The 25,278-nt window shown below is 71.5% G+C and carries 22 protein-coding genes; 6 read left to right on the top strand and 16 right to left on the bottom strand.

What is annotated here, in order from left to right:
- Positions 1-6: 6 nt before the first annotated feature.
- Positions 7-882, bottom strand: a complete 876-nt coding sequence (locus ACFVAJ_RS01895; RefSeq protein ID WP_376941103.1) for a biotin--[acetyl-CoA-carboxylase] ligase — start codon at positions 880-882, stop codon at positions 7-9.
- Between the two features lie 111 nt (positions 883-993).
- Here ACFVAJ_RS01895 and ACFVAJ_RS01900 point away from each other — a divergent pair, with 111 nt between their 5' ends.
- Positions 994-2,592: an acyl-CoA carboxylase subunit beta gene (locus tag ACFVAJ_RS01900; protein WP_246191988.1), complete on the top strand. Its 1,599-nt coding sequence runs from the start codon at positions 994-996 to the stop codon at positions 2,590-2,592.
- 10 nt (positions 2,593-2,602) lie between these two features.
- On the top strand, positions 2,603-2,863 hold the full coding sequence (locus ACFVAJ_RS01905) for an acyl-CoA carboxylase epsilon subunit (RefSeq protein WP_376941104.1): 261 nt from the start codon (positions 2,603-2,605) through the stop codon (positions 2,861-2,863).
- A gap of 382 nt (positions 2,864-3,245) precedes the next feature.
- Here ACFVAJ_RS01905 and ACFVAJ_RS01910 read toward each other — a convergent pair whose 3' ends face one another.
- From ACFVAJ_RS01910 to ACFVAJ_RS01925, 4 genes are read right to left on the bottom strand one after another with little or no spacing between them, the layout of a single operon-like run.
- Complete coding sequence (locus tag ACFVAJ_RS01910) at positions 3,246-4,268, bottom strand: hypothetical protein (RefSeq protein ID WP_376941105.1); 1,023 nt, start codon at positions 4,266-4,268, stop codon at positions 3,246-3,248.
- Positions 4,265-5,551: a sensor histidine kinase gene (locus ACFVAJ_RS01915; protein ID WP_376941106.1), complete on the bottom strand. Its 1,287-nt coding sequence runs from the start codon at positions 5,549-5,551 to the stop codon at positions 4,265-4,267. The genes ACFVAJ_RS01910 and ACFVAJ_RS01915 overlap by 4 nt, the downstream gene beginning before the upstream one ends.
- Positions 5,538-6,227, bottom strand: coding sequence for a response regulator (locus ACFVAJ_RS01920; RefSeq protein ID WP_376941107.1), 690 nt, complete (start codon positions 6,225-6,227; stop codon positions 5,538-5,540). Before ACFVAJ_RS01920 ends, ACFVAJ_RS01915 begins: the two co-directional genes overlap by 14 nt.
- A 20-nt stretch (positions 6,228-6,247) precedes the next feature.
- Positions 6,248-7,609, bottom strand: coding sequence for a class I SAM-dependent RNA methyltransferase (locus ACFVAJ_RS01925; protein ID WP_376941108.1), 1,362 nt, complete (start codon positions 7,607-7,609; stop codon positions 6,248-6,250).
- 46 nt (positions 7,610-7,655) lie between these two features.
- On the opposite strand from ACFVAJ_RS01925, the gene ACFVAJ_RS01930 reads away from it, so the two are divergent.
- Positions 7,656-8,309, top strand: coding sequence for a Maf family protein (locus ACFVAJ_RS01930; RefSeq protein ID WP_376941109.1), 654 nt, complete (start codon positions 7,656-7,658; stop codon positions 8,307-8,309).
- A gap of 92 nt (positions 8,310-8,401) precedes the next feature.
- Positions 8,402-10,174: an acetyl/propionyl/methylcrotonyl-CoA carboxylase subunit alpha gene (locus ACFVAJ_RS01935; RefSeq protein WP_376941110.1), complete on the top strand. Its 1,773-nt coding sequence runs from the start codon at positions 8,402-8,404 to the stop codon at positions 10,172-10,174.
- Positions 10,175-10,369: 195 nt separating this feature from the next.
- On the opposite strand, the gene ACFVAJ_RS01940 is transcribed toward ACFVAJ_RS01935, so the two are convergent.
- The 3 genes from ACFVAJ_RS01940 to ACFVAJ_RS01950 all read right to left on the bottom strand — a co-directional run bounded on the left by ACFVAJ_RS01940 (position 10,370) and on the right by ACFVAJ_RS01950 (position 14,487).
- Positions 10,370-11,254, bottom strand: coding sequence for a DUF559 domain-containing protein (locus ACFVAJ_RS01940; protein WP_376941111.1), 885 nt, complete (start codon positions 11,252-11,254; stop codon positions 10,370-10,372).
- 248 nt (positions 11,255-11,502) lie between these two features.
- Positions 11,503-13,011: an APC family permease gene (locus ACFVAJ_RS01945; RefSeq protein WP_376941112.1), complete on the bottom strand. Its 1,509-nt coding sequence runs from the start codon at positions 13,009-13,011 to the stop codon at positions 11,503-11,505.
- Between the two features lie 45 nt (positions 13,012-13,056).
- Positions 13,057-14,487 (bottom strand): NAD(P)H-quinone dehydrogenase, encoded by a 1,431-nt coding sequence (locus ACFVAJ_RS01950; protein WP_376941113.1) that lies wholly within the window; start codon positions 14,485-14,487, stop codon positions 13,057-13,059.
- Positions 14,488-14,571: 84 nt separating this feature from the next.
- On the opposite strand from ACFVAJ_RS01950, the gene ACFVAJ_RS01955 reads away from it, so the two are divergent.
- Together ACFVAJ_RS01955 and ACFVAJ_RS01960 are read left to right on the top strand one after the other, a co-directional pair.
- On the top strand, positions 14,572-15,399 hold the full coding sequence (locus ACFVAJ_RS01955) for a purine-nucleoside phosphorylase (protein WP_376941114.1): 828 nt from the start codon (positions 14,572-14,574) through the stop codon (positions 15,397-15,399).
- Between the two features lie 26 nt (positions 15,400-15,425).
- Complete coding sequence (locus tag ACFVAJ_RS01960; protein WP_376941115.1) at positions 15,426-17,150, top strand: phospho-sugar mutase; 1,725 nt, start codon at positions 15,426-15,428, stop codon at positions 17,148-17,150.
- Between the two features lie 19 nt (positions 17,151-17,169).
- Here the strand turns inward: ACFVAJ_RS01960 and ACFVAJ_RS01965 are convergent, their stop codons facing one another.
- The 8 genes from ACFVAJ_RS01965 to ACFVAJ_RS02000 all read right to left on the bottom strand — a co-directional run bounded on the left by ACFVAJ_RS01965 (position 17,170) and on the right by ACFVAJ_RS02000 (position 25,170).
- Complete coding sequence (locus ACFVAJ_RS01965; RefSeq protein WP_376941116.1) at positions 17,170-17,454, bottom strand: PTS sugar transporter subunit IIB; 285 nt, start codon at positions 17,452-17,454, stop codon at positions 17,170-17,172.
- Positions 17,451-17,906, bottom strand: coding sequence for a PTS sugar transporter subunit IIA (locus ACFVAJ_RS01970; RefSeq protein WP_376941117.1), 456 nt, complete (start codon positions 17,904-17,906; stop codon positions 17,451-17,453). The genes ACFVAJ_RS01965 and ACFVAJ_RS01970 overlap by 4 nt, the downstream gene beginning before the upstream one ends.
- Before the next feature lie 66 nt (positions 17,907-17,972).
- Complete coding sequence (locus tag ACFVAJ_RS01975; RefSeq protein ID WP_376941118.1) at positions 17,973-19,094, bottom strand: adenosine deaminase; 1,122 nt, start codon at positions 19,092-19,094, stop codon at positions 17,973-17,975.
- A gap of 93 nt (positions 19,095-19,187) precedes the next feature.
- Entirely contained in the window at positions 19,188-20,492 is a 1,305-nt protein-coding gene (locus tag ACFVAJ_RS01980; RefSeq protein WP_376941119.1) for a thymidine phosphorylase, read from the bottom strand.
- The gene (locus ACFVAJ_RS01985) at positions 20,489-20,905 is read right to left on the bottom strand and encodes a cytidine deaminase (RefSeq protein ID WP_376941120.1); all 417 of its coding nucleotides are present in this window, start codon (positions 20,903-20,905) and stop codon (positions 20,489-20,491) included. Before ACFVAJ_RS01985 ends, ACFVAJ_RS01980 begins: the two co-directional genes overlap by 4 nt.
- 58 nt (positions 20,906-20,963) lie before the next feature.
- On the bottom strand, positions 20,964-22,262 hold the full coding sequence (locus ACFVAJ_RS01990) for an ABC transporter permease (RefSeq protein WP_376941121.1): 1,299 nt from the start codon (positions 22,260-22,262) through the stop codon (positions 20,964-20,966).
- Positions 22,259-23,656 carry an ABC transporter permease gene (locus ACFVAJ_RS01995; RefSeq protein ID WP_376941122.1) on the bottom strand — a complete coding sequence of 466 codons (1,398 nt, stop codon included), beginning with the start codon at positions 23,654-23,656 and terminating at the stop codon, positions 22,259-22,261. Before ACFVAJ_RS01995 ends, ACFVAJ_RS01990 begins: the two co-directional genes overlap by 4 nt.
- Positions 23,653-25,170: an ABC transporter ATP-binding protein gene (locus ACFVAJ_RS02000; protein WP_376941123.1), complete on the bottom strand. Its 1,518-nt coding sequence runs from the start codon at positions 25,168-25,170 to the stop codon at positions 23,653-23,655. The genes ACFVAJ_RS01995 and ACFVAJ_RS02000 overlap by 4 nt, the downstream gene beginning before the upstream one ends.
- Positions 25,171-25,278 lie beyond the last annotated feature (108 nt).

The following is a 25,278-nucleotide window of genomic DNA, read 5'->3' on the forward strand; positions in this document are numbered from 1 at the left end:
CGCCCATTAATACCGCAGGTGCGTCACGTCGCCCGCGGCGACAGACCAGGGTTCGCCGTTCTCCCGATCGATGACGACGAGCCGGCCGTCGCCGTCGAGGCGTTCGGCGCGCCCGAGCAGTTCGCGGTCGCCCGGCAGTTCGACGCGCACCTCGCTGCCGAGGGTGCCGCAGAGCGCGGCGACCCGGCGGTCGACCCCGGATGCCACGGGGTCGGCACCCGCGGCGCAGAAGTCGTCGAACAGGGCGATGAATCGCGTGAGGTAGTCGGCGAGCACCGCGTCGCCGTCGGGCCGGACCCCGGTGGCGAGCAGCAGCGAGGTCGAGGTGAGCGTCGGCAGGTCGTGCTCGTCGAGGGTGAGGTTGAGCCCGGCGCCGACGACGACCGCGCCCGGTGCCTCGCCCTCGGGCGCCTGCAGCAGCTCGGAGAGGATGCCGCAGATCTTGTATCCCGACACGAGCACGTCGTTCGGCCACTTCAGCTCGACGTCGACGACGCCGCTCCGGTCCTCGTCGTCGTGCTCGGGGTCGGCCGCCGCGCGGACGGCGGCGGCCGCGTCGACCGCGCCGCGCACGGCCTCGGTCATCGCGGCGCCCGCGATGAGCGGGATCCACCCGTAGCCCGAGACCGGGAACGGCCGCCCGCCGGGCAGCTCGGGCCGGAGCAGCATCGAGATCGCGAGGGTCTTGCCGGTGGGGGCGAGCCAGGTGCGTCCGAGCCGGCCGCGCCCCTTCGTCTGGTTGTCGGTCACGATGACCGCGCCGTGGGGCCAGCCCGGGGCATCCGCGCCGGTGGCCGCCTCGCGCAGCTCGTCGTTCGTCGACCCCGCCTCGGCGAGGAACTCGAAGCGCGGCACGGCCGCGCGCGATCGCTCCCATTCCATGCCGACCACACTAGCCACGGACGGCTTTGTACGAAGTCGGCCAACTCGCGAGTGGATTTGTAGGAAACCGTCAACGAAGTCGGCCGGATGCTCGCCGGTAGAGTGAACGGCGTGACCGAAGCGACTGACGGCCCCGACCTCTCCACCACCGCCGGCAAGCTGGCCGACCTCAAGCTGCGCTACCACGAAGCGGTGACCGCGTCGGGTGAGGCGGCGATCGAGAAGCAGCATGCCAAGGGCAAGATGACGGCGCGCGAGCGCATCGCCGAGCTCCTCGATCCGGGCTCCTTCGTCGAGCTCGACGAGTTCGTGCGCCACCGCACGCACGCGTTCGGCATGGACGCGAAGCGCCCCTACGGCGACGCGGTCGTCACGGGCACCGGCACGATCCACGGCCGGCAGGTCGCCGTGTACTCGCAGGACTTCACGATCTTCGGCGGCTCGCTCGGCGAGGTCGCGGGCGAGAAGATCATCAAGGTCATGGAGCTCGCGCTGAAGACGGGCGTGCCCATCATCGGCATCCTCGACTCGGGCGGCGCCCGTATCCAGGAGGGCGTCGTCGCCCTCGGCAAGTACGGCGAGATCTTCCGCCGCAACACGCAGGCCTCCGGCGTGATCCCGCAGATCTCGATCATCTGCGGCCCGGCCGCGGGCGGCGCGGTCTACTCCCCCGCGCTCACCGACTTCGTCATCATGGTCGACAAGACGAGCCAGATGTTCGTCACCGGCCCCGACGTCATCAAGACCGTCACGGGCGAGGACGTCGGCATGGAGGAGCTCGGCGGCGCGCTCACCCACAACACCGTCTCTGGCGTGGCGCACTACCTCGCGAGCGACGAGTCCGACGCGCTCGACTACGCGCGCACCCTCGTCTCGTTCCTCCCCGACAACAACATGACGGATGCCCCGGTGTACGACGCCGAGGTCGAGCTCGAGATCACCGACGACGACAAGCGCCTGAACACGGTCATCCCCGACTCCCCGAACCAGCCGTACGACATGCACACCGTCATCGAGGGCATCGTCGACCACGGCGACTTCCTCGAGGTGCAGCCGCTCTACGCCCCGAACATCGTCGTCGGCTTCGCCCGCGTCGAGGGCCGCACGGTCGGCATCATCGCGAACCAGCCCTCGCAGATGGCCGGCACGCTGAACATCGCCGCCGGCGAGAAGGCCTCGCGGTTCGTGCGCTTCTGCGACGCGTTCTCCATCCCGATCCTCACGCTCGTCGACGTGCCCGGCTACCTGCCCGGCACCGACCAGGAGTGGACGGGCGTGATCCGCCGCGGCGCGAAGCTGCTCTACGCCTACGCCGAGGCGACGGTGCCGCTCGTCACCGTCATCACCCGGAAGGCGTACGGCGGCGCCTACATCGTCATGGGCTCGAAGCAGCTCGGCGCCGACATCAACCTCGCCTGGCCGACGGCCGAGATCGCGGTCATGGGCGGCCAGGGCGCCGTGAACATCCTCTACCGCGGCGAGATCAAGCGCGCCGAGGAGGCCGGTGAAGACGTGGCCGCCGTGCGCACGAAGCTCGCGAACGAGTACACGTACAACGTGGCCTCGCCGTTCCTCGCGGCCGAGCGCGGTGAGCTCGACGGCGTCATCGAGCCCGCCGCGACCCGCGTCGCCGTCGTGAAGGCGTTGCGGGCGCTCCGCACCAAGCGGGCGAGCCTGCCCGCGAAGAAGCACGGGAACATCCCGCTGTAGGGCGGCGACCATGTCTGCACACGAAGATCCCGCCGTGGCCGCGAACGACGCCGCCGGCGACCCGCGCGCCGCTGAGCTGCGCATCCTGACGCGTTCGGTGACCGACGAGGAGACCGCCGCGGTGACCGCGGTGCTGCTCGCCGCCGCCGACGCCGAGGTGCCCGAGGCCGACGAGGTCGCGCCCGGCCGCAACGCGTGGGTGCGCAGCGGCGGCGCGATCCGCCGCCCGGTCGAGGTCGGGCCGGGCCGCTGGGTCGGCTCGGTCCGTTGAGGCGATCCGCGCCGCTGTCCCCCGTTTCACCGCGCCATGCCGTCGCTCGGCGACCCCGCACGCGCCGCGCGCGGCGCGGGGGGACCCAGTGGGGGACACGGATGTCCCCCGAAATGCTGACTATGCGGACGGTGCTCAAACGAGCAGTATTGATCTTGCAGGCTCCACAGGAGTCGCCACTGTCATCGGTCGGGTAACCGGTGACTGTTGGGGGCGAGCCAGGGCGATATTCGGGTTGTCGCCGTGGCTCGGGCTTGAAGGGGGACCGGTCGGGGATCGGTCCCCCTTCCTCATGTCCGCTGCGTGGGCGCCATCGAGCCGCCCCGGAAGTGCCCCACCTGACCCGGCCGGGAACCGCGGCGTCACACGTCCGTGTCGCGCGTCACGCCCGCTCGCGCGGGATCTCCAGCCAGAGCTCGACCTCGAGGTCCTCGGTGTCGCCCGACGCCGCGTGCTCCTCGTCGTCCGCCGCGTCGACGAGCCCCACGACCGTCACCGCGGTCGGCGACCCCTCGGCCGCCGTGCGCGCGATCAGACGGTCGGCGGTCGACGAGGCGATCGCCTCGGCCAGCTGGGAGAGCACGCGGTCGCGGGCGGCCTCGTCGAGGTCGTCGATGCCGCCCTCATCGAGCAGGGTGACGATCACGCCGCGCTGACGGGCTCGCTGCACCTCGGCGCGCACGACGTCGGTGAGGAGCATCCGCCCCCGGATCTCGTCGCGGATCGTCGCCTCGAGCAGCCGGCACTCCGCCCGCTGCATCTCGTCGAGCCGGCCGTCCCGGTCGGCGATGCGGCGGAGCATCGGCGCGGCGACCCGGTTCGTGTGCGCGAGCCGCATGCGGCCCTCGAAGAGGTGGGCGTCCTGCGCCGCCTGCCAGGCGGCGGCCTCCCGCTCGGCCTGGGCGTATCGTCGCGTCTCGCGTCCGGCGTTCGTGAGGGCGCTGGTGAGCATGTGGGCGATCGCGACCCAGACGAGGCTGCCGATGACCCCGAGCGCGCCGAGCGCGAGCGGCCCGGCCCACAGCATCGTCTGCACGGCGAGCGCGATCACGCCGATCCAGGCCGTGATGAGCCGGCGTCGGGCGGCGGCGATCGTCATGAGCGTGCCGACCGCCGCGACGTACCAGGTCGCGTAGCCGTTGTCGACGGCGGGGTCGAGCTGGCTCGTCACGAGGAGCGGCAGCACGATGCTCACGGCGAGGTCGAAGGCGGCGAGCCAGTCGGGCATCCGCACCCGGCGGGCCGGCCAGAGGCTCGCGACGGTCGCCGCGGTGTAGAGCACGAGGGCGACGACGGTCGGCCACGGCGAGTCGGGGACCTCGAGCGAGTAGATGCCGAGCACGACGTGGTACGCGGAGAAGAGCGCCCCGAGCACGAGCAGGAGCCACCGCGGGATCGTGATCATGCGCCGGCTCCCGTCGCGGGTGCGGCGCCCGGCACACCGCCGGATGCCCCGGGGTCGCCGCCGAGCGCACCCGCCGGCCACGCGAGCGTCACGGTCGTGCCGTGCCCCGGGCGCGACGCGATCTCGGAGGCGCCGCCCACGTTCGCGATCCGCTCCTCGATCGACACGCGGAGCCCCAACCGCTCGCTCGGCACCCGGTCCGGCTCGAATCCGATGCCGTTGTCGGCGATCTCGATGACGCAGCCGCCCGCGCGCACGCCCCTGATGCGGATCTCGCGCCGCGCGCGGCGCCCGGGCTCCTCCGCGTGCTGCACGCTGTTGACCATCGCCTGGACCGACGCGGTGTAGAGCGCGTCGACGACCTCGACGGGCAGCTCGACGCCGCCGGCGTTCACGACCCGGACCGCGAAGTTCGTGTTGAACGTGGTCAGGGCGGCGCGGAGGCGCCGCACGAGCACCGACAACCCCACCCGGTCGAAGGCCCGCGGGCCGCTCGCCCCGGCCTCGTCGAGCCGCTCCAGCGCGTCCCTCGCCATCCTGGCGGCGAGCTTCTCCTCGCCCTCGCTCCTCGCCGAGGCGGCCGAGAGCAGCGTCGTCAGCACGCTGTCGTGCACGAGCGCGTCGACCTTGACGCGTTCGGTCTCGGTCGCGTGCTGCCGGGCGACGAGGTCGTACCGTTCGAGCGCGGCCTCCTGGGCGGCGTCGACCGCCGAGGCCGCCTCGCGCAGCATCGTGATGATCGCGAGCACGACGACGCCGAGCACGACGGCGTAGAGGGCGTCGAGCACCGCGAGCAGTGGCGGAGCCTGCCCGCCCGACGGGGTGGCGCGGATGACCCCGTAGAGCGCCGGCACGATGAAGGTGTAGGCGGCTGCCCAGACCGGCGGAAGCGCCACCACGGCGCAGGTCGTGGCGACGGTGCAGAGGTAGTAGAGCCAGGGCACCGCGCCGTCGAGCGCCTCGGGGTCGCTGACGAGCAGCGGCCAGACGACGAGCGCCGCGACGTAGAACCCGGCGAAGACGAGGCACGCGGTGCGCACCGCGACCTTCGCGACCGTGGCGACCGCGAGCGCGGCGATCCCGCCGAACAGCGCCGCCATGAGCGCTGCTCCCGCACCGACGCCGAGGGCATCGGCCTGGTCGAGCGCGAGCGGCAGCGACTGCGCCCCGAAGACGAGCCCCACCACCCCGAGCGCCCGCGCGATGATCGTCTCGATCTGCGCGCGGGTGACCGCGGGCTTGCGCTGCGGGAGGCGGGGCACCCGCCACTCAGCGGCGGCCATCTCCGCTCTCGGCGTCGAGGCCCGGGAGGATGCCGTCTTCGACGGCGCGCCGCAGCAGGTCGACCTTCGTCGGCGCCGGGCGGCCGATCTCGACGTACTTCGCGCGGATCCGGTCGAGGTACTCGCGCGCCGTGGAGTGGGCGATGCCGAGCTGCATCGCGACCGCCTTCAATGGCAGCCCGGAGGCGTAGAGGTGCAGGACGTCGCGCTCGCGCCGCCCGAGCTGCGCCTTCGCGAACTCCCGGTCGGCCTCGATCGCGCTCGCCCATTCGACGTTGGTGAGCACGCCGCCGCCGGCGACGGTCGCGATCGCGCCGATCACGGCGGACATCGGCGAGGCCTTCGGGATCACCCCCGCGGCGCCCGCGGCGAGCGACTCGCGGACGGCGGCGACGCGATCGGCGATGCTGTGCACGAGCACGGCGCTCCCGGTCGCGAGCACGGCCCGCACGTTCTCGGTCACGGTGGTGCCGTCGCCGAGCGAGAGGTCGAGCACGACGACGTCGCAGTGCCGCGCCTCGATCACGGGGAGCAGCTCGGCCACGTCGGCCGTGTCGGCCATGACCTCGTAGCCCGCGGCCTCGCACGCGGCGCGCAGGCCGATGCGCACCGCCTCGTGGTCGTCGACGATCGCGACCGTCGCCGCCGGCTCCGTCGTCTGCGCGTCCTCCGCCACAGGCCCCCCTTCCCGTCGAATCACACGATAGCGGTCAGACGCGCGACCGCCTCGACGTGATGGGTGTTCGGGAAGAGATCGAAGGCGCGGACGGCGTCGAGCCGGTAGCCGTGCTCGGCGAAGATGCCGACGTCGCGGGCGAGCGCGACCGGGTCGCACGCGACGTAGACGAGCTGCCGCGGGGCGAGGGCGGCGAGTCGTTCGACGACCTGGCGCCCGGCGCCCGAGCGGGGCGGGTCGAGCACGATGGTCGCGGCGCGCAGCCGCTCGCGCTCGGACGGGCTCGCGGCGGCGGCGAGCTCGTCGAGGTAGCGATCGACCCGGCCGGTGACCGCTCGCGCGCCGACCCAGTCGGCGAGGTTCGTGCCCGCGTGCTCGGTGGCGCGCGCGTCGGACTCGACGGAGGTGATGCGCACCGTGTCGCCGAAGCGATCGCCGATCGCGGCGGCGAGCAGGCCCACCCCGCCGTAGAGGTCGTGGTTGGCGGCCCGGGGGTCGAATCGCTCGTCGTCGACGAGGTCCTGCACGGCGGCGCTCAGCGTCGCGGCCGCACCGCGGTGCACCTGCCAGAATCCCCCGCGGTCGAGCCGGAAGACGCGGTCGCCGACCTGCTCCTCGATGCGTTGCGTGCGACCGCCCCGCGTCGCCTCGCCGGTGTCGACGACGACCCAGGGGTTGCCGAGCGACGGGGCGACGAGGTCGACCGACCGGGCGCCGGCGAAGCGTTCGTCGAGCGGCGCGAGGTGCGCCAGCTCGGGCACGGCGAGCGGCACGGATGCCACGGGCACGACCCGGTGGCTGCGTGCCGCGTACGGGCCGACGCGGCCCTCGGCGTCCACCTGCAGCCGGAGCCTGGTGCGCCATCCGGTGCCGAGCTCGGGGTCGGCACCGGGTGCGAGCACCGGGTCGACCGCCTCGACCTCGACGGCCTGCTCGACGCCGCCGAAGCGCGCGAGCGCGTCGACGAGCACCTCGCGCTTCAGGTCGCGCTGGCGCGCCATGGCGATGTGGCCGAACTCGGCGCCGCCCGCGCGGTGCTCGGGGGCGCGGTCGACGCCGGCCTCGGCCCAGGGGTGCTCGCGGCGGTCGGGCGAGGCGTCGAGCACCTCGAGCGTCTCGGCGCGCCAGAACTTGGCCTTGCCGGTGTCGGTGACACGGGCGCGCACGCGCTCGCCCGGGATGGCGTCGGCGACGAAGACGACTCGCCCCTCGTGGCGGGCGACGGCCACGCCGCCGTGGGCGATCCGTTCGACGTCGAGTTCGAGCACGGGGCCGTCGAGCCGCGGTTCTGCGGGTGCGGGGCGGGCCGGGCGGGGTGCGGCGCCCTGCGCACGCGAGGGACGGCGCGCGGTACTGCGGCGTCGACGATCGGGATTCACCATGCCTCGAGCATTCCACAGCAGCCCTGAGTGCGGGCAGGATGGGGTGATGCGCCTCTACCTCGCCTCGACCTCCCCGGCACGGCTCCAGACCCTGCGCGCAGCGGGCATCGAACCGATCGCGGTGCCGCCGGGCGTCGACGAGGCGGCCGCGGTCGCCGCGCACGAGGCGGAGTCCGGCCCGCTCGAGGCGCCCGAGATGGTGCAGCTGCTCGCACGGGCCAAGGCCGAGGCGCTCGTCGGCTCCCGACCGGGCGGCGAGGAGATCGACGGACTCATCCTCGGGGGCGACTCGGCCTTCCTCACGGGCGGGGCGATCCACGGCAAGCCGCACACGCCCGACGTGGCGAAGACGCGGTGGCTCGCGCAGAACGGCGGCCACGGCGACCTCTGGTCGGGGCACTGGCTGATCGACCACCGCGGCGGCGAGGTGCGCGGCGCCGTCGGCCGCGCCGACATGGCGACGGTGCGCTTCGCCGCCCTCGACGAGACCGAGATCGACGCGTACATCGCGACGGGCGAGCCGCTGCTCGTGGCCGGCGCGTTCACGGTCGACAGCCTCGGCGGTCCGTTCATCCGCCGTGTCGAGGGCGACCCCTCGACCGTCGTCGGGCTCTCGCTCTCCACCCTGCGCGACCTCGTGCGCGAGCTCGGCGTCGACTGGACCTCGCTCTGGAATCGGGGCGGTGCCGCCGCGGGGTGACCCCGCGATTGTCGTCTGCCGCAAGAGACATCCATTCATTTTGTGGAGGTCGTCCAAAGTCAGCGCCGCCGTGCGCAATAGGCTTGGGAACTATGCCGCGTATCACCAAGGTCCTCATCGCCAACCGTGGAGAGATCGCCGTCCGCGTGATCCGCGCCGCTCGCGACGCCGGCATCGGCTCGGTCGCCGTCTACGCCGACCAGGACCGCGACGCCCGCCACGTGAAGCTCGCCGACGAGGCGTACGCCCTCGACGGCACCACGAGCGCCGAGACCTACCTCGTCATCGACAAGATCCTCTCGGTCGCCCGCCGCTCCGGCGCCGACGCGGTGCACCCCGGCTACGGCTTCCTCGCCGAGAACCCCGACTTCGCTCGCGCCGTCATCGACGCCGGCCTCATCTGGATCGGCCCCTCGCCCGAGGCGATCGAGCGCCTCGGCGACAAGGTCTCGGCCCGCCACGTCGCCGAGAAGGTCGGCGCCCCGCTCGCGCCCGGCACCCTCAACCCCGTCGCGGATGCCTCGGAGGTGCTCGACTTCGTCGACGTCCACGGCCTGCCCGTGGCGATCAAGGCCGCCTTCGGCGGCGGCGGCCGCGGCCTCAAGGTCGCCCGCACCCGCGAAGAGGTGCCCGAGCTCTTCGAGTCGGCCACCCGCGAGGCGGTCGCCGCCTTCGGCCGCGGGGAGTGCTTCGTCGAGAAGTACCTCGACAAGCCCCGCCACGTCGAGACCCAGTGCCTCGCCGACCAGCACGGCAACGTCGTCGTCGTCTCGACCCGCGACTGCTCGCTGCAGCGCCGCCACCAGAAGCTCGTCGAGGAGGCCCCGGCGCCGTTCCTCAGCGATGCGCAGCGCACCGCCCTCTACGAGTCGTCGAAAGCGATCCTCAAGGAGGTCGGCTACGTCGGCGCCGGCACCTGCGAGTTCCTCATCGGCCAGGACGGCACGGTCTCCTTCCTCGAGGTGAACACGCGCCTCCAGGTCGAGCACCCCGTCTCCGAGGAGGTCACCGGCCTCGACCTCGTGCGCGAGCAGTTCCGTCTCGCCGAGGGCGGCGTGCTCGACTACGCCGACCCCGAGACGGTCGGCCACTCGATCGAGTTCCGCATCAACGGTGAGGACCCGGGCCGAGGCTTCCTCCCCGCGCCGGGCCCGATCCACCAGCTCCGCTTCCCCGGCGGCCCCGGCATCCGCGTCGACTCCGGCGTGACGAGCGGCGACGAGATCTCGGGTGCGTTCGACTCGCTCCTCGCGAAGCTCATCGTCACCGGCAAGGACCGCGAGGAGGCGCTCTCGCGCGCACGTCGCGCCCTCGACGAGTTCGAGGTCGCGGGCCTTCCGACCGTGCTGCCCTTCCACCGCGACATCGTGAACAACCCCGCGTTCGCGCCCGAGGGCGATGCGCCGTTCTCGATCTACACGCGCTGGATCGAGACCGAGTACGACAACCGGCTCGAGCCGTGGTCGGGCGAGCTCGAGGAGACCACGGGCCCTGCGGCGCGCACGAACGTCGTCGTCGAGGTCGCCGGTCGCCGCATCGAGGTCAGCCTCCCGAAGCGGCTCGCCGGCGGGGCATCCACCGCGTCGCGCACCGCGGGCCCCGCGCCGCGCCGCCGCACCGGATCGCACGCCGTCGACACCGGCACCGGCGACGCCGTGAAGGCCCCGATGCAGGCGACGGTCGTGAAGGTCGCCGTCGCCGAGGGCGACAAGGTCGTCAAGGGCGACCTCGTGCTCGTGCTCGAGGCCATGAAGATGGAGCAGCCGATCGTCGCGCACAAGGACGGCGTGATCGGCGCGGTGAACGCCGAGGCCGGCGCGACCGTCTCGAGCGGGCACCTGCTGCTGTCGATCGCCGACGCCTGATCCCCCCTCTCTCTTTTTTCCCTCCCTCGACCATCCGGGACCCTTCTCAGGACTGGCCCGAGCGCTTCTCAGGAGTTCCGAGCGATCTTCCGTCGAAACGCCGAGCCTTCGTCCTGAGTAGCGACTGGATCGGATGGGTCGGTCCTGAGAAAGGCGACGCGAAGCTCGTGGGAACTCGCGCGCAGCCGGGGCGGGTCAGCACTGAGCGAGCACTCGCAGGATGGTCGCGACCACGAGGTCGGGCTCTGCGAGCACCTCGAGCGCGGTGAACCGCAGCACCCGCACTCCGCGTTCGAGCAACGCGACGTCCCTACGGCGATCGCGGGCGAACGCATCCCGACTCGAATGATGCGCGTAGCCGTCGACCTCGACGACCAGCCTGCCTCCGACCAGGAAGTCGACGAAACCGACGCGGTCGAACGGCACCTGTTGCGCGAAGGAGACGCGCGCACGACGCAGGGCGTCGGCGAGGTAGGTCTCGGCTCCCGAACCGTCGAGCCCCGTGAGCTGCCACAGCCCGAATCCGGGCGGCGTTCGAGCAGCGAGCAACTCGGTCGCCGCGGCGAGCGGCACCAGTCGAGCGGCGACGGCCGACTCGAATGCGGCGAGCACGTCGATGCGAGCCGCGCAGCGCGCGAGTTCGCTGAGTGCGGTCGTCACCGGCACGCACCAGGCGCGCTCGTCGCGTGCACGAGCCCCGAACGGCACATCCGTCCAGTGCAGCACGAGCTCGGTCGAGGATCGATCCGGGGTGAGCGGTTGCGGATCGGGAATCAACACGCGGTTCGTGCGGAGGCGCGCGGCATTCGCCGGCAGCGAGACGTGCACCGGTCCTGGCTTGCGGCACCAGAGCCCGAGTCGTTCGGCGGCGCTCACGCAACCGAGACGGCCTCCGACACGCACAGCGGCCATCGCGGCGGTCGATGCGTCGGGCCTCGCGTAATGCGACCGTCTCACGCGACGGATCTCGCCCGTGGCGAGGGCACGCGAGATCGTTCCCGAACGGATGCCCCGATCGAGCAGCTGGGATCGTTCGACGATCCCGCCGAACGCGTCGACGAGTTCCAGGAGTCGCGGCATGGCGGGAGTCTGCCCGCGACCTGAGGCGCGGAGCTTCGCCGCCGCAGTCCAAGTGGCGCAGTCGAGACGACGATGGGCTGTGGAGGACGAGTGCTCGAGACATCCACCGATTCGCGTTTCTCAGGACGCCCGCGCCGCCCGCGCCGCTTTCTCAGGATGAAACACCGCGCCCGCAGACTGCGTGGCCGTATTCCTCCTGAGAAACGACAGGGGCAGCGGAGCGTGGAGGGCGGAGGGTGGAGGGCGGGTCAGGGCCCGGTGCTGCCCTGCGCGGTCGGCACCTCGACCTCGCTGACGCTGCCGGCCATGCGCGAGTGACGGCGGCCGTAGAGCAGGTAGATGAGGACGCCGATCACGAGCCACACGAGGAACCGCACCCAGGTGAGCGTCGTCAGGTTGAACATCAGCCAGAGGCAGAGCGCGGCCGAGATGATCGGCAGCACCGGTGAGAACGGCACCCGGAACCCGCGCGGCAGATCGGGCCGGGTGCGTCGCAGCACGACGATGCCGATCGACACGAGCACGAACGCCGAGAGCGTGCCGATGTTGATCATCTCCTCCAGCAACCCGACATCGGTGAACGCGGCGACGAACGCCACCACGGTGCCCGCGATGATCTGCACCCGGGCGGGCGTCTTCGTGTGCTCGGTCGTCTTCGACAGCCACCGCGGCAGGAGGCCGTCGCGGCTCAGCGCGAAGACGATCCGCGAGAGCCCGAGCAGGATGATCATGATCACCGTCGTGAGGCCCGCCAGCGCGCCGAGCGAGATTACGGCCGACGCCCAGTCCTGGCCGACGAGACGGAAGGCGGTCGCGAGCGACGGCGTCTCCTCCTCGGCGAGCTCGCGGTACGACACCATGCCGGTCATCACGATCGAGACGAGCACGTAGAGCAGCGTCACGATGCCGAGGCCGATGAAGATGCCGCGGGGCAGGGTCCGCTGGGGTTCCCGCACCTCCTCCGCGCTGGTGGCGACGACGTCGAAGCCGATGAAGGCGAAGAACACGAGCGCAGCCGCCGCCAGCATGCCGAACACGCCGTACTGCGCGGGCGCGGCGCCGGTCGCCCACGAGAACAGCGACTGCGTCCACACGTCGGTCGCGCCGCCCTCGGTCGGCACGGCCTCGGGGATGAAGGGGGTGAAGTTCGCGGCCTTCACGAAGAAGAAGCCGACGACGATCACGAACAGCACGATCGCGACCTTGATGATCGTGAAGACGGCGCCGACGCGGGCGGTGAGCTTCGTCCCGGCGACGAGGAGCGCCGTGAAGACCGCGACGATCAGGAACGCCGGCCAGCTCACTTCGAGCCCGCCGATGTCGAACGTCGCGGGGAACGGCAGCCCGAAGGCGAGCAGCGCCTCGCCCAGGTAGACGCCCCAGTACTTCGCGAGCACCGCCGCCGCGGTGAAGAGCTCGAGGATGAGGTCCCACCCGATGATCCAGGCGAGGAGCTCGCCCATCGTCGCGTAGGTGAAGGTGTACGCGCTGCCGGCGACCGGCACGGTCGAGGCGAACTCGGCGTAGCACATGATGGCGAGCCCGCACGTGACGGCCGCGAGCACGAACGAGATGATCACGCTCGGCCCGGCGAAGTTGGCGGCCGCCTGCGCCCCGACCGAGAAGATGCCGGCGCCCACGGCGACCGCGATGCCCATGAGGGCGAGGTCCCACGTGCCGAGCGAGCGCTTGAGGCTGCGCTCCTCGTCGTGGGAGTCGGCGATCGACGCCTCGACGGACTTCACTCGCAGCTTCATCGCTACCCCCTGGGTTCGGCGCCGCCCCCGCGGCACTCGATCACCTCAGCGTACGACGTGCATGGCCCTCGCGGCATCCGTCAGCGAACCGCTGAGCGACGGATACACCGGGAACGCCTCGGCGAACTGGTCGACGGTGAGCCGATGCTCGACCGCGAGCGCGAGCGGGAAGATGAGCTCGGAGGCCTTCGGCGCGACGATGACGCCGCCGATGATCGACCCCGAACCGCTCGAGGCGAAGAGCTTCACGAAGCCCTCGCGGATGCCCATCATCTTGGCCCGGGGGTTCGACGAGAGCGGCAGCTTGTAGACGACGCCGGGCACGACGCCCTCCTCGATCTCCTTCTGCGTCCACCCGACGGTCGCGATCTCGGGCTGCGTGAAGATGTTCGAGGTGATGTTGCGGTTCTCGGGCGGGTTCACGATGTCGCCCATCGCGTGGAACACGGCCGTGCGCCCCTGCATCGAGGCGACCGAGGCGAGCGGCATGAAGGTCGTGCAGTCGCCTGCGGCGTAGATGTTCGGGATCGAGGTGCGGGCGACCCGGTTGACCCGGATGTGACCCGACTCCGCCAGCTGGACGCCGGCCTCCTCGAGGCCGAGCTCGCGGGTGTTCGGCACCGAGCCGACCGCCATCAGGCAGTGCGAGCCCCGCACCTCGCGGCCGTCGCCGAGCGTCGCGACGACGGAGTCGCCGTCGCGCACGACGGATTCGGCGCGCGACTTGTTGAGGACCTTCATGCCGTTGCGCTTGAAGACCTTCTCGATCACGGATGCCGCATCCGCGTCCTCACCCGGAAGCACCTGGTCGCGGCTCGAGATGAGGGTGACCTTGGCGCCGAGCGCGCGGTACGCCGAGGCGAACTCGGCGCCGGTGACGCCCGAGCCGACGACGATGAGGTGCTCGGGCACCTGCTGGAGCGAGTAGAGCTGGGTCCAGGTGAGGATGCGCTCGCCGTCGGGCACGGCGGTCGGCAGCACCCGAGGGGTCGCACCGACCGAGAGCACGAGCGTGTCGGCCTCGATGCGGTCGAAGTCGGTGCCGCCCTTCGCGGTGGCGACGATGACGGCGTTCGGTCCGTCGAGGCGTCCCTCGCCGTGCACGAGGTGCACCCCGGCCTCGATGAGGTTCGAGCGCATGTCCTCCGACTGCTGCGCCGCGAGGCCGAGGAGCCGCTTGTTCACGGCCGCGAGGTTGATCGCGACGCTCGGCTTGACGGCCTTCTCGGAGTCGCCCTTCGCGTAGAACTGCACGCCGAGATCGGCGGCCTCCTTCACGGCGTTCGAGGCCTCGGCGGTCGCGATGAGCGACTTCGAGGGCACCACGTCGGTGAGCACGGCCGAACCGCCGACGCCGGCGCGCTCGATCAGGGTGACCTCGGCGCCGAGCTGAGCGGCGGCGAGGGCGGCCTCGTACCCGCCGGGGCCTCCTCCGAGGACGGCGATCCGTTGCGTGCGCTCGAACTCGTAGGACATGCTCATATTCTGCCAGTCCCATGGGCTCGGCCAGCACATGAGCAGCTTCGTGCCGAAGCATCCGGTGCGTTCTAGAGTGGTGGGATGCACGATGCGAACCCGCTGGACGACCCCACCGCCGACCCGTTCGAGGTGGCCGCCGCCGCCGCCGCGAAGATCGCCGAGCTCACCGGCGTTCCCCGCCACGACGTCGCACTGACGCTCGGCAGCGGCTGGGGCCGCGCCGCCGAGCTCATCGGCGAGACGACCCACACCCTCGCCGCGACCGACGTGCCCGGGTTCTCCAAGCCCGCCCTCGAGGGCCACGTGGGCACCCTCCGCTCGGTGCTCCTGCCCTCGGGCAAGCGCGCGCTCGTGATCGGCGCCCGCACCCATTACTACGAGGGCCACGGCGTGCGCCGCGTCGTGCACTCGGTGCGCACCGCGGCCGCCGCGGGGGCGACGACGATGATCCTCACGAACGGCGCCGGCGGCATCAAGGAGCACTGGACGCCCGGCACGCCCGTGCTGATCAGCGACCACATCAACCTCACGGCCGATTCGCCGCTCGAGGGCGCCACCTTCATCGACCTCACCGACCTGTACTCGCAGCGGCTGCGCGACCTCGCACACACGATCGATCCCGGGCTCGACGAGGGCGTGTACTGCCAGTTCCGCGGCCCGCACTACGAGACCCCGGCCGAGGTGCAGATGGCGAAGACCATCGGCGGGCACATCGTCGGCATGTCGACCGCGCTCGAGGCGATCGCCGCCCGTCAGGCCGGCATGGAGGTGCTCGGCATGTCGCTCATCACCAACCTCGCCGCCGGCATCCAGCAGACCCCGCTGAGCCACGCCGAGGTGATCGAGGCCGGCCAGGCCGCCGAGCCCGTGATCAGCGCGCTGCTCGCGAAGATCGTCGCCGCGCTCTGAGCGCACGCCGCAGGAAGGACCGACGGATGTCGCACGAACTCGATGCCCGCGACGCCGAGCGCGTCGCCCTCGCCGAGGCCTGGATCGCGCAGGACCCCGACCCCGAGACCCGCGACGAGCTCGCCGCGATCGTCGAGTCCGTGCGCGGCGGCGACGCCGAGGCGTCCGCCGATCTCGCCGACCGCTTCGACTCGCGGCTCGCCTTCGGCACCGCCGGGCTCCGCGGCGAGATCGCGGCCGGCCCGAACCGCATGAACCGGGTGCTCGTCGCCCAGGCGGCGGCCGGGCTCGCGGCGTACCTCCTCGAGCACGCCGCGCCGGGCGCAACGCCCTCGGTCGTCATCGGCTACGACGGGCGCAAGAACTCTGCGGTCTTCGCCCGCGACTCGGCCGAACTCATGGCCGGCGCCGGCGTCCGCGCCATCCTGCTCCCGCGCCTGCTGCCGACGCCGGTGCTGGCGTTCGCCGTGCGCCACTTCGACACCTCGGCGGGCGTCATGGTGACCGCCTCGCACAACCCGCCGAACGACAACGGCTACAAGGTGTACCTCGGCGGCGAGCACCACGGTTCGCAGATCGTCGCCCCCGCCGACGCCGAGATCGCGGCGCACATCCTGCACATCGCGTCGACCGCCGCCGTGCCCTCGCTGCCGCGCGCGGAGTTCGAGACCGCCGGCGAGGAGGTCGTCGACGAGTACGTGCGCCGCACCGCCGAGAGCGCCGCTCCCGGCACCCCGGCGGCGCAGCCCCGGGTCGTCTACACGGCGATGCACGGCGTCGGCTGGGAGACGGCGGCCCGCGTGCTCGAGACCGCCGGATTCGACGCGCCCGCGCTCGTCGAGGCGCAGATCGCCCCCGACGCCGCGTTCCCGACGGTCTCGTTCCCGAACCCCGAGGAGCCGGGGGCGATGGACCTGTCGTTCGCCCGCGCCCGCGAGATCGACGCCGAACTGATCGTCGCGAACGATCCCGACGCCGACCGGCTCGCCATCGCGATCCCCGACGCGGCCGCGCCCGACGGCGCAGGGTACCGCCGCCTCACCGGCAACGAGGTCGGCCTGACCCTCGGCTGGCTCGCCGCGCGCCGCGCCGCCGACGCCGCGACCGGCGACGGCGGACCGAACGGCGCGCTCGCCTGCTCGATCGTCTCCTCCCCCGGGCTCGAGGCCGTCGCCCGCGCCTACGGGCTCGACTTCGAGGCGACGCTCACCGGGTTCAAGTGGATCTCGCGCGCGCCCGGCCTCGTCTTCGGCTTCGAGGAGGCGCTCGGCTATCTCGTGAACCCCGGCGTCGTCCGCGACAAAGACGGGATCTCGGCCGCGGCCGCGTTCCTCTCGCTCGCGGCCGAGCTGAAGGCCGAGGGCCGGACGGTCGCCGACCACCTCGACGAGTTCGTCGAGAAGTTCGGATGCCACGCCTCCGGCCAGGTCTCCATCCGCGTCACCGACCTCTCGAAGATCGGCGCGGTGATGGCACGGCTGCGCGCCGAGCCGCCCGCCTCGGTCGGCGGCATCCGGGTCGAGCGCATCGAGGACCTCGCCGACGGATTCGGCTCGCTCCCCCCGTCGGACGTCCTCCGCATCGTGCTCGAGGGCGGCTCCCGTGTGATGGTGCGCCCGAGCGGCACCGAGCCGAAGCTCAAGGTCTACCTCGACGCCGTCTCGGAGCAGGGCACGGTCGCCGAGCGGCGGGCCGCGGCGACGGCCACCATCGCCGCGCTCGAGGCGGGCATGCGCGAGCTCGTCGCGTAGCCCCGCCCGGGCGCGGGCGTCAGCCGAGCGAGCGCTCGAGGAGCCGCGAGATCTCGTCGACGTCGAAGTAGTTCGTCACCTCGACCACCTCGGCGAAGCTCCGCCCGATGGCCTCGCGCACGGCGGGCGCCAGCTCGCTCGAGGTGAGGATCACCTGCGCGTCGGCTGCGGCCGCGACGATGCCCGCGAGATCGCTCGCGTCGACGTCGGCGGCGAGCTCGAGGCGCTCGAGGGCGCGTTCGGCGTTGACCTTGAGGATCGCGGAGGTGCCGATGCCGACACCGCACACGGCGATGATCTTCACGCTGCGCCCCCGTCGGTGCCGAGGAGAGCCCGGACCTCCCCCGCGTCGCGCGCCCGGGCGAGCCGGTCGACCGCGCCGGCGTCGTTGAAGACGTTGGCGAGGTTCGCGACCGAGGCGACGTGCTCCTCCGCGTTCGCGACCGCGAGGCCGAGGACGACGTTCACCGGGTCGTTGTGCGGGTGCCCGAAGGCGACCGGCTCGGCGAGCGTCACGACCGCGAGCCCCTCGTGCAGCACGTCGCGCCCGGGCCGGGCGTGCGCGAGCGCGAGCCCGGGGGCGATCACGACGTACGCGCCGAACTCCTCGATGACCGCGATCATGCGGTCGGCGTAGTCCGAGCGGGTCGCACCCGAGCGGGTCAGCGCCCGCCCGGCCTCGCGCACGGCACCGCGCCAGTCGGCGGCGTGCGCGCCGAGGACGACGGCCTCGTCGGGAAGGGGAGGGAGGTTCATCACGGTCCGTTCAGGGGCGGCGGCGCGGACGGCGGAGGCCCGTGGCATCCGCCGTCGGCAGCGTCGTCAGGCTTCGTCGAAGCCGTCTTGAATGAGCTCGGCGAGCTCGTCACGGTCGTCGAGCGGCAGGAACGCCGCGGCAGCCGCATTGAGCTGGAACGTCTCGAGGTCGTCGAGGTCGTAGCCGAAGGCGTCGCTGAGCAGCGCCAGTTCGCGGGTGAGGCTCGTGCCCGACTGGAGTCGGTTGTCGGTGTTCACCGTCACGCGGAAGCCCAGCTGGTAGAGCAGGTCGAAGGGGTGGTCGACGAGTTCGTCGCCCCACGCCGTGATCGCGCCGGTCTGGAGGTTCGACGACGGGCTCGTCTCGAGGGCGATCTCGCGGTCGCGGACCCACTGGGCGACCGGGCCGAGCGAGACGTAGGTGTTCTCGTCGTCCTGGCGTTCGATCAGCAGGTCCTCGGCGATGCGGACGCCGTGGCCGAGCCGGAGTGCACGGCCGTCGAACAGCGCGCTGCGGATCGACTCGAGGCCGTCGGCCTCGCCCGCGTGCACCGTGACCGGCATGAACTGGCTCGCGAGGTAGTCGAACGCGGTGCGGTGGCGGCTCGCCGGGAACCCGGCCTCGGCGCCCGCGATGTCGAAGCCGACGACGCCGCGGTCGCGGTGGCGCACGGCCAGCTCGGCGATCTCGAGCCCGCGGTCGGCGTGGCGCATCGCGGTGATCAGCTGCCCGGTGCGGATGCCTCCGCCCTGGTGCCGCACGTCGTCGGCGCCCTGCTCGAGGCCCTCCTGCACGGCCTCGACCGCCTCGTCGAGCGTGAGCCCGCGCGTGAGGTGCTGCTCGGGCGCCCAACGGATCTCGCCGTAGATGACGCCGTCGGCGGCGAGGTCCTGCACGAACTCGCGCGCGACGCGCGAGAGGCCCGCGCGGGTCTGCATGACCGCCGTGGTGAGGTCGAACGTCTTCAGGTACTCGACGAGCGAGCCCGAGTTCGACTGCTCGGTGAACCAGGCGGCGAGGCCGTCGGCATCGGCCGCCGGCACCTCGAGCCCCTGCTCGTCGGCGAGCTCGATGAGGGTCTGCGGGCGCAGGCCGCCGTCGAGGTGGTCGTGCAGCGAGATCTTGGGCAGGGACTGGATGCTCGTGCCGTCGCCCTCGAGCCGGTACTCCGTCGGAATCGTGTTCACGTGACAACGATAGCGGCGCGACTGCCGCGAAGTCTCGGCAATCTCGAAGCCGGGCGCGTCCTGAGACGCGCTACACGCCCGCCGCCGCGGCGCTCAGCGACCGATGCGGTCGGCGATGAGCGGGCCGCCGTCCTCGACGGGGTCGCCCTCGTCGCCGATGCGCCAGGCGCCCGCGACGGCCTCGAGCGCCCGCTCGAAGCGAGCCGGTTCGTCGGCATGCAGCGTGAACAGCGGCTGGCCGGCACGTACCGCGTCGCCGGGCTTCGCGTGCAGCTCGATGCCCGCCGCGTGCTGCACCGGATCCTGCTTGCGGGCGCGGCCGGCGCCGAGGCGCCAGGCGGCGATGCCGAACGGCAGCGCCTGCTGCTCGACGAGCACGCCGTCGCGCTCGGCGGTCACGACGTGCTGCTCACGGGCGACGGGCAGCGCTGCGTCGGGGTCGCCGCCCTGCGCGATGACCGAGCGTCGCCAGGTGTCCATCGCGCGACCGTCGTCGAGGGCGGCCTCGACGTCGACGTCGGGCCGGCCGGCGAGGGCGAGCATCTCGCGGGCGAGCTCGACCGTGAGCTCGCGCACGTCGGCGGGGCCGCCGCCGGCGAGCACCTCGACCGACTCGCGAACCTCGTTGGCGTTGCCGATCGTGAGGCCGAGCGGCACGTTCATGTTCGTGATGAGGGCGCTCGTCGCGACCCCGGCGTCCTCGCCGAGCTCGACCATGGTGCGGGCGAGCTCGCGCGAGCGCTCGATGTCCTGCAGGAACGCGCCCGAGCCGAACTTCACGTCGAGCACGAGCGCGCCGGTGCCCTCGGCGATCTTCTTCGACATGATCGACGAGGCGATGAGCGGGATCGCCTCGACCGTGCCGGTGATGTCGCGGAGCGCGTAGAGCTTCTTGTCGGCCGGCGCGAGGCCCGCGCCCGCGGCGCAGATCACGCCGCCGACGTCGCGCAGCTGCGCGAACATCTCGTCGTTCGTGAGGTCGGCCCGCCATCCCGGGATCGACTCGAGCTTGTCGAGCGTGCCGCCCGTGTGGCCGAGCCCGCGCCCCGAGAGCTGCGGCACCGCGACGCCGAAGGTCGCGACCAGCGGCATCAGCGGCAGGGTGATCTTGTCGCCCACGCCGCCCGTCGAGTGCTTGTCGCTCGTCGGCTTGCCGAGCCCGGAGAAGTCCATGCGCTCGCCCGAGGCGATCATCGCCATCGTGAGGTCGCGGATCTCGCGGCGCGTCATGCCGTTGAGGAAGATCGCCATGGTCATGGCCGACATCTGCTCGTCGGCCACGTAGCCGCGCGTGTAGGCGTCGACGAGCCAGGCGATCTCGGGCGAGGTGAGCTCGCGCCGGTCGCGCTTCGCGCGGATGAGGTCGACGGCGTCGAAGGGCTCGATGGCGGTGGTCATGCTTCTCCTCGGAATTCTGCGAGCTGGCGTGGGCCGAACGCGTCGGGCAGCACCTCGTCGATGGTCTTCAGGCCCGACACGGTGTCGAGCACCATGCCCTCGGCCGAGTGCTCGTACAGCAGCTGGCGGCACCGCCCGCAGGGCATGAGCGTCGCCCCGTGGCCGTCGACGCAGGTGAAGGCGACGAGCTTGCCGCCGCCCGACATGACGAGTGCCGACACGAGCGAGCACTCGGCGCAGAGGGTGACGCCGTAGGAGGCGTTCTCGACGTTGCAGCCGCTCACGATGCGACCGTCGTCGACGATCGCCGCAGCGCCCACGGGGAACTCGGAGTACGGCACGTAGGCCTTCGCCATCGCCTCGCGGGCGCGCTCGCGCAGCCCCTGCCAGTCGATCGCATCCGTCGCGGTCATGTTGCTCTCCCGTTGCAGATGAGGTGTCGGATGTCCCGGGGCGGCCCCGGGACATCGGTCACGCCTTGATGTATGGCTTGCCTGCCGCGGCCGGGCCGCGGACCTTGCCGACGAACCCGGCGACCGCGATGATCGTGACGACGTAGGGCAGCATCAGCATGAACTCGCTCGGCACCGACGAGCCGATGACACCGAGCACGTTCTGCAGGTTCGATGCGAAGCCGAACAGCAGGGCCGCCAGGGTCGCCTTGATCGGATCCCACTGGCCGAAGATCACTGCCGCGAGCGCGATGAATCCGGCGCCGGCGGTCATGTCCTTGTTGAACGCGCCGACCTGGCTCAGCGTGAAGAACGCGCCGCCGAGACCGGCGATCGCGCCGCCGAGCGAGACGTTCCAGAAGCGGGTGCGTCCGACGTTGATGCCGACGGTGTCGGCGGCCTGCGGGTGCTCGCCGACCGCCCGCAGCCGGAGACCCCACTTGGTGTGGAAGAGCCCGATGTAGACCGCCGCGACCGCGACGTACATGATGTAGACGATGATCGTCTGCCGGAAGAACGTCGGCCCGATGATCGGGATCTCGGACAGGATCGGAATGTTGATGCGCTCGAAGCGCGGCGGCGTGTTGAGCGTCGCCGCGTTGGGTGCGAGCACCTGCGAGAACAGGAAGCTCGTGAGGCCGAGCACCAGCACGTTGAGCACGACACCGACGATCACCTGGTCGACGAAGTACTTGATCGAGAACGCCGCGAGCACGAACGAGACCAGGACGCCCGCAACGGCCGCGGCGAGCAGTCCGATGTAGGGGTTGCCGGTCGCGCTCGCGACGACCGCGGAGGTGAAGGCCCCGCCGAGCAGCTGCCCCTCGATCGCGATGTTCACGACACCGACGCGCTCGGAGATGACGCCGCAGAGCGACCCGAAGATGAGCGGGACCGACAGGCTCAGCGCACCTGCGAAGAGGCCGGCGAGCGGGATGACGTGGGTCGACGCACCCGCCGCGGCCCAGGTGAGGAATGCGATCAGGAACACGACCGCGAACACCACCATGAGCCAGACCGGCACCCGTCGCTTCGCGCGCACCATCACGAAGCTCACGACCGTGATCGCCGCGAGGAGGATGACGCCGACGACGCTCGTGACCGTCGAGTCGAGCACGACCTCGGGCAGCTGCAGGAAGTCGCTCGCCCCCGAGATGCGGAAGACGGCCTGGCCGTCGTTGCTCGCCACGAAGAAGAGGACCGCCGCGAGCGCCGTGATGACACCGAAGGCGATCGGCGCCTTCCAGGTGACGACGGTGGTCTTCGCGAGGGCCGGCTCCTGCGGAGCGGTCGCGTGATGCTGCGTCACAGCGGTCATTTCGCCGCCACCTCCTTCGTCACGATCGGGCGAGGTCGTCGCGGGGCGCTGCCGGGGGCCGGCAGCCGGAAGATCGCGCGCACGAGGGGCGGCGCAGCGATGAACAGCACGATGAGCGACTGCACGACGAGCACGATGTCGATCGGCACGCCCTCGGCCGCCTGCATCGAGAAGCCACCGGCCTTGAAAGCACCGAAGAGGATGCCGGCAGCGAGCACGCCCCATGGGGTCGAGCGCCCGAGCAGGGCGACCGTGATCGCGTCGAAGCCGATTCCGGCGTCGATGCCGCTCGAGAAGCCGGTCGTGACGGTGCCGAGCACCTGGCTCACCCCGGCGAGCCCGACCAGAGCACCGGAGATGAGCATCGCGTACACGTACATCGACTTGACGTTGATGCCCGCGACCCGCGCCGCGTTCGGGTTCTCGCCGACGGCACGGAACTGGAAGCCGAGCGCGGACCGGTCGAGGATCCACCAGACGAGCACCACCGCGGCGATCGCCAGGACGAACCCGAAGTGGAGGTTGTACTGCTCGCCGAGCAGCGGGAAGAACACCGCGGTGTCCTTCATCGGCGGCGTCTTCGGATTGTTCGAGCCGGGCGCCTGGAGCAGGCCGGGTGTGCGGAGCATCCAGGTCACGAGGTAGAGCGCGACGTAGTTCAGCATGATCGTCACGATCACCTCGTGCGCACCGGTGCGCGCCTTCAGGAGACCCGCGATGCCCGCCCACAGCGCGCCGGCGAGGAGACCCGCGAGCAGTGCGACGAGCATGTGCAGGCCGACCGGCAGATCGAATGAGAAGGCGACCCACCCCGCGGCCGACGCGGCCATCAGCATCTGGCCGCGACCACCGATGTTGAACATGCCGACCCGGAACGCGAGCGCGACGCCGAGGCCGGCGGCGATCAGCGGGGTGGCGAAGTTCAGCGTCTCGGTGAGCGGCTTGATGCCGGTGACGAAGCCCGGCCTGCGGAAGTTGTAGATCGACCCCTGGAAGAACGCCGAGTACGCGCCCGAGACCGAATCCCAGATCGCGACGAAGGTGTCGCCGGGGCGGGCGAAGAAGTAGCCCGCGGCCGCCTGCACGTCTTCGTCGGTGAAGGCGATCATGATCGCGCCGACGACCAGGGCGAGCAGCACGGCGAGCACGGAGATGATCGCGTTGCCGGTGGCGATCTCGCGCAAGGCGGTCTGCCAGCGAGACGGCGGTTCGACCTCGTCGGGCGCTGCTGCGGTGCCGCCGGCGGTGGCAGTGGCGGTCGCCTTCGCGGTGGAGTCGGCCGGCGACGGCGACGTGTCGGCGGCCTGGTCGGCCGCAGCCGCCGGGTCGATGGGCCCTGAGTCGCCCGACGGCGTCACCGTCGGCTCGGCCTGCGGGTCTTTGGGGTCGCTCATGCGGCGGCTCCTTCTGCAGGGACCTCGCCGGCCATCATGAGGCCGAGGACGTCGCGGGGGGTGTCGCCCGGGACGATGCCGACGATGCGGCCCCGGTACATGACCATGATGCGGTCGGCGAGGGCCGTGACCTCATCGAGTTCGGTCGAGACGACGACGACGGGAACACCCGAGTCGCGGGTCTCGATGATGCGCTTGTGGATGAACTCGATCGACCCGACGTCGACACCGCGTGTCGGCTGCGCGGCGACGAACAACCGCAGCTCGCGACTGAGTTCGCGGGCGAGGACGACCTTCTGCTGGTTGCCGCCCGACAGGCGCCCGACCTTCGTCTCGATCGACGGCGTGCGCACGTCGAACTCGGCGACCTTCTCCCGGGCGAACTCGGCGAGCGTCGAGAGCTGCAGGCTGCCCGCCTTGACGAAGGGGGCGGAGTCGGCGCGGTCGAGCATGAGATTCTCAGCGATCGTGAACTCGGCGACCAGGCCGTCTTCCTTCCGGTCTTCGGGCACGAAGCCGACGCCCGCCTTCAGGATCGAACGCACGCTGTCGCCGTTCAGCTCATCGCCGTCGAGCATGATCGACCCGCGCACGCGCGGCTGCAGGCCGACCAGCGCCTCGGTGAGCTCGGTCTGCCCGTTGCCCTGTACGCCGGCGACCGCGAGCACCTCGCCCCGGCGCACCTCGAACGACACGTCGTTGACGACGAGCTGGCCGATCGGGTCGATCACGGTGAGCCCGTTCACGACGAGCGCGGCGTCGCCGAGCGTCGGCGGGTTCTTGTGCACCGTGAGTTCGACGGCGCGGCCGACCATGAGCGAGGCGAGCTCGGCGTTGGTCGCCGTGGGCGAGGCCTCGCCGACCACCTTGCCGAGCCGGATGACCGTGATGCGGTCGGCGACCTCGCGGACTTCGCGGAGCTTGTGGGTGATGAAGACGATCGAGGTGCCGCTGTCTTTCAGCTGACGCATGATCGCCATGAGTTCGTCGGTCTCCTGCGGCGTGAGCACGGCGGTCGGCTCGTCGAAGACCAGCACCCGCGCGTCGCGGGAGAGCGCCTTGATGATCTCGACCCGCTGCTGCACTCCCACCGGGAGGTCGTCGACGAGTGCATCGGGGTCGACGTCGAACCCGAAGCGGTCGGAGATCTCGCGGACCTTCTCGCGGGCGGTCTGGAGGTCGAGGAGGCCACCGGCCTTCGTCGACTCATGGCCGAGCATGACGTTCTCGGCGACAGTGAACACCGGGATGAGCATGAAGTGCTGGTGAACCATGCCGATGCCGGCGCGCATCGCGTCGCCGGGACCCGCGAAATGCTGGATCTCGTCATCGAGCAGGATCTCGCCGCCGTCGGCCTGGTACAGGCCGTAGAGCACGTTCATCAGCGTGGACTTGCCCGCGCCGTTCTCACCGAGCAGGCAGTGGATCTCGCCCGCCTCGACGGTGAGGTCGATGTGGTCGTTGGCCACGAGCGTTCCGAACGTCTTCGTGATGCCTCGGAGCTCGAGTTTCATGTCACCGATCCTAGTGATCAGGCTGCAGATGCAGCAGGTTCTGCGCAGATGTCGGCAGGGCTCGAACCGACTTGCTCAGATGTTGCAGACATTGCGCATGGGTCGAAC

Origin of the sequence: Agromyces sp. NPDC057679, assembly GCF_042799635.1 — a bacterium.
GTDB lineage: Bacteria > Actinomycetota > Actinomycetes > Actinomycetales > Microbacteriaceae > Agromyces.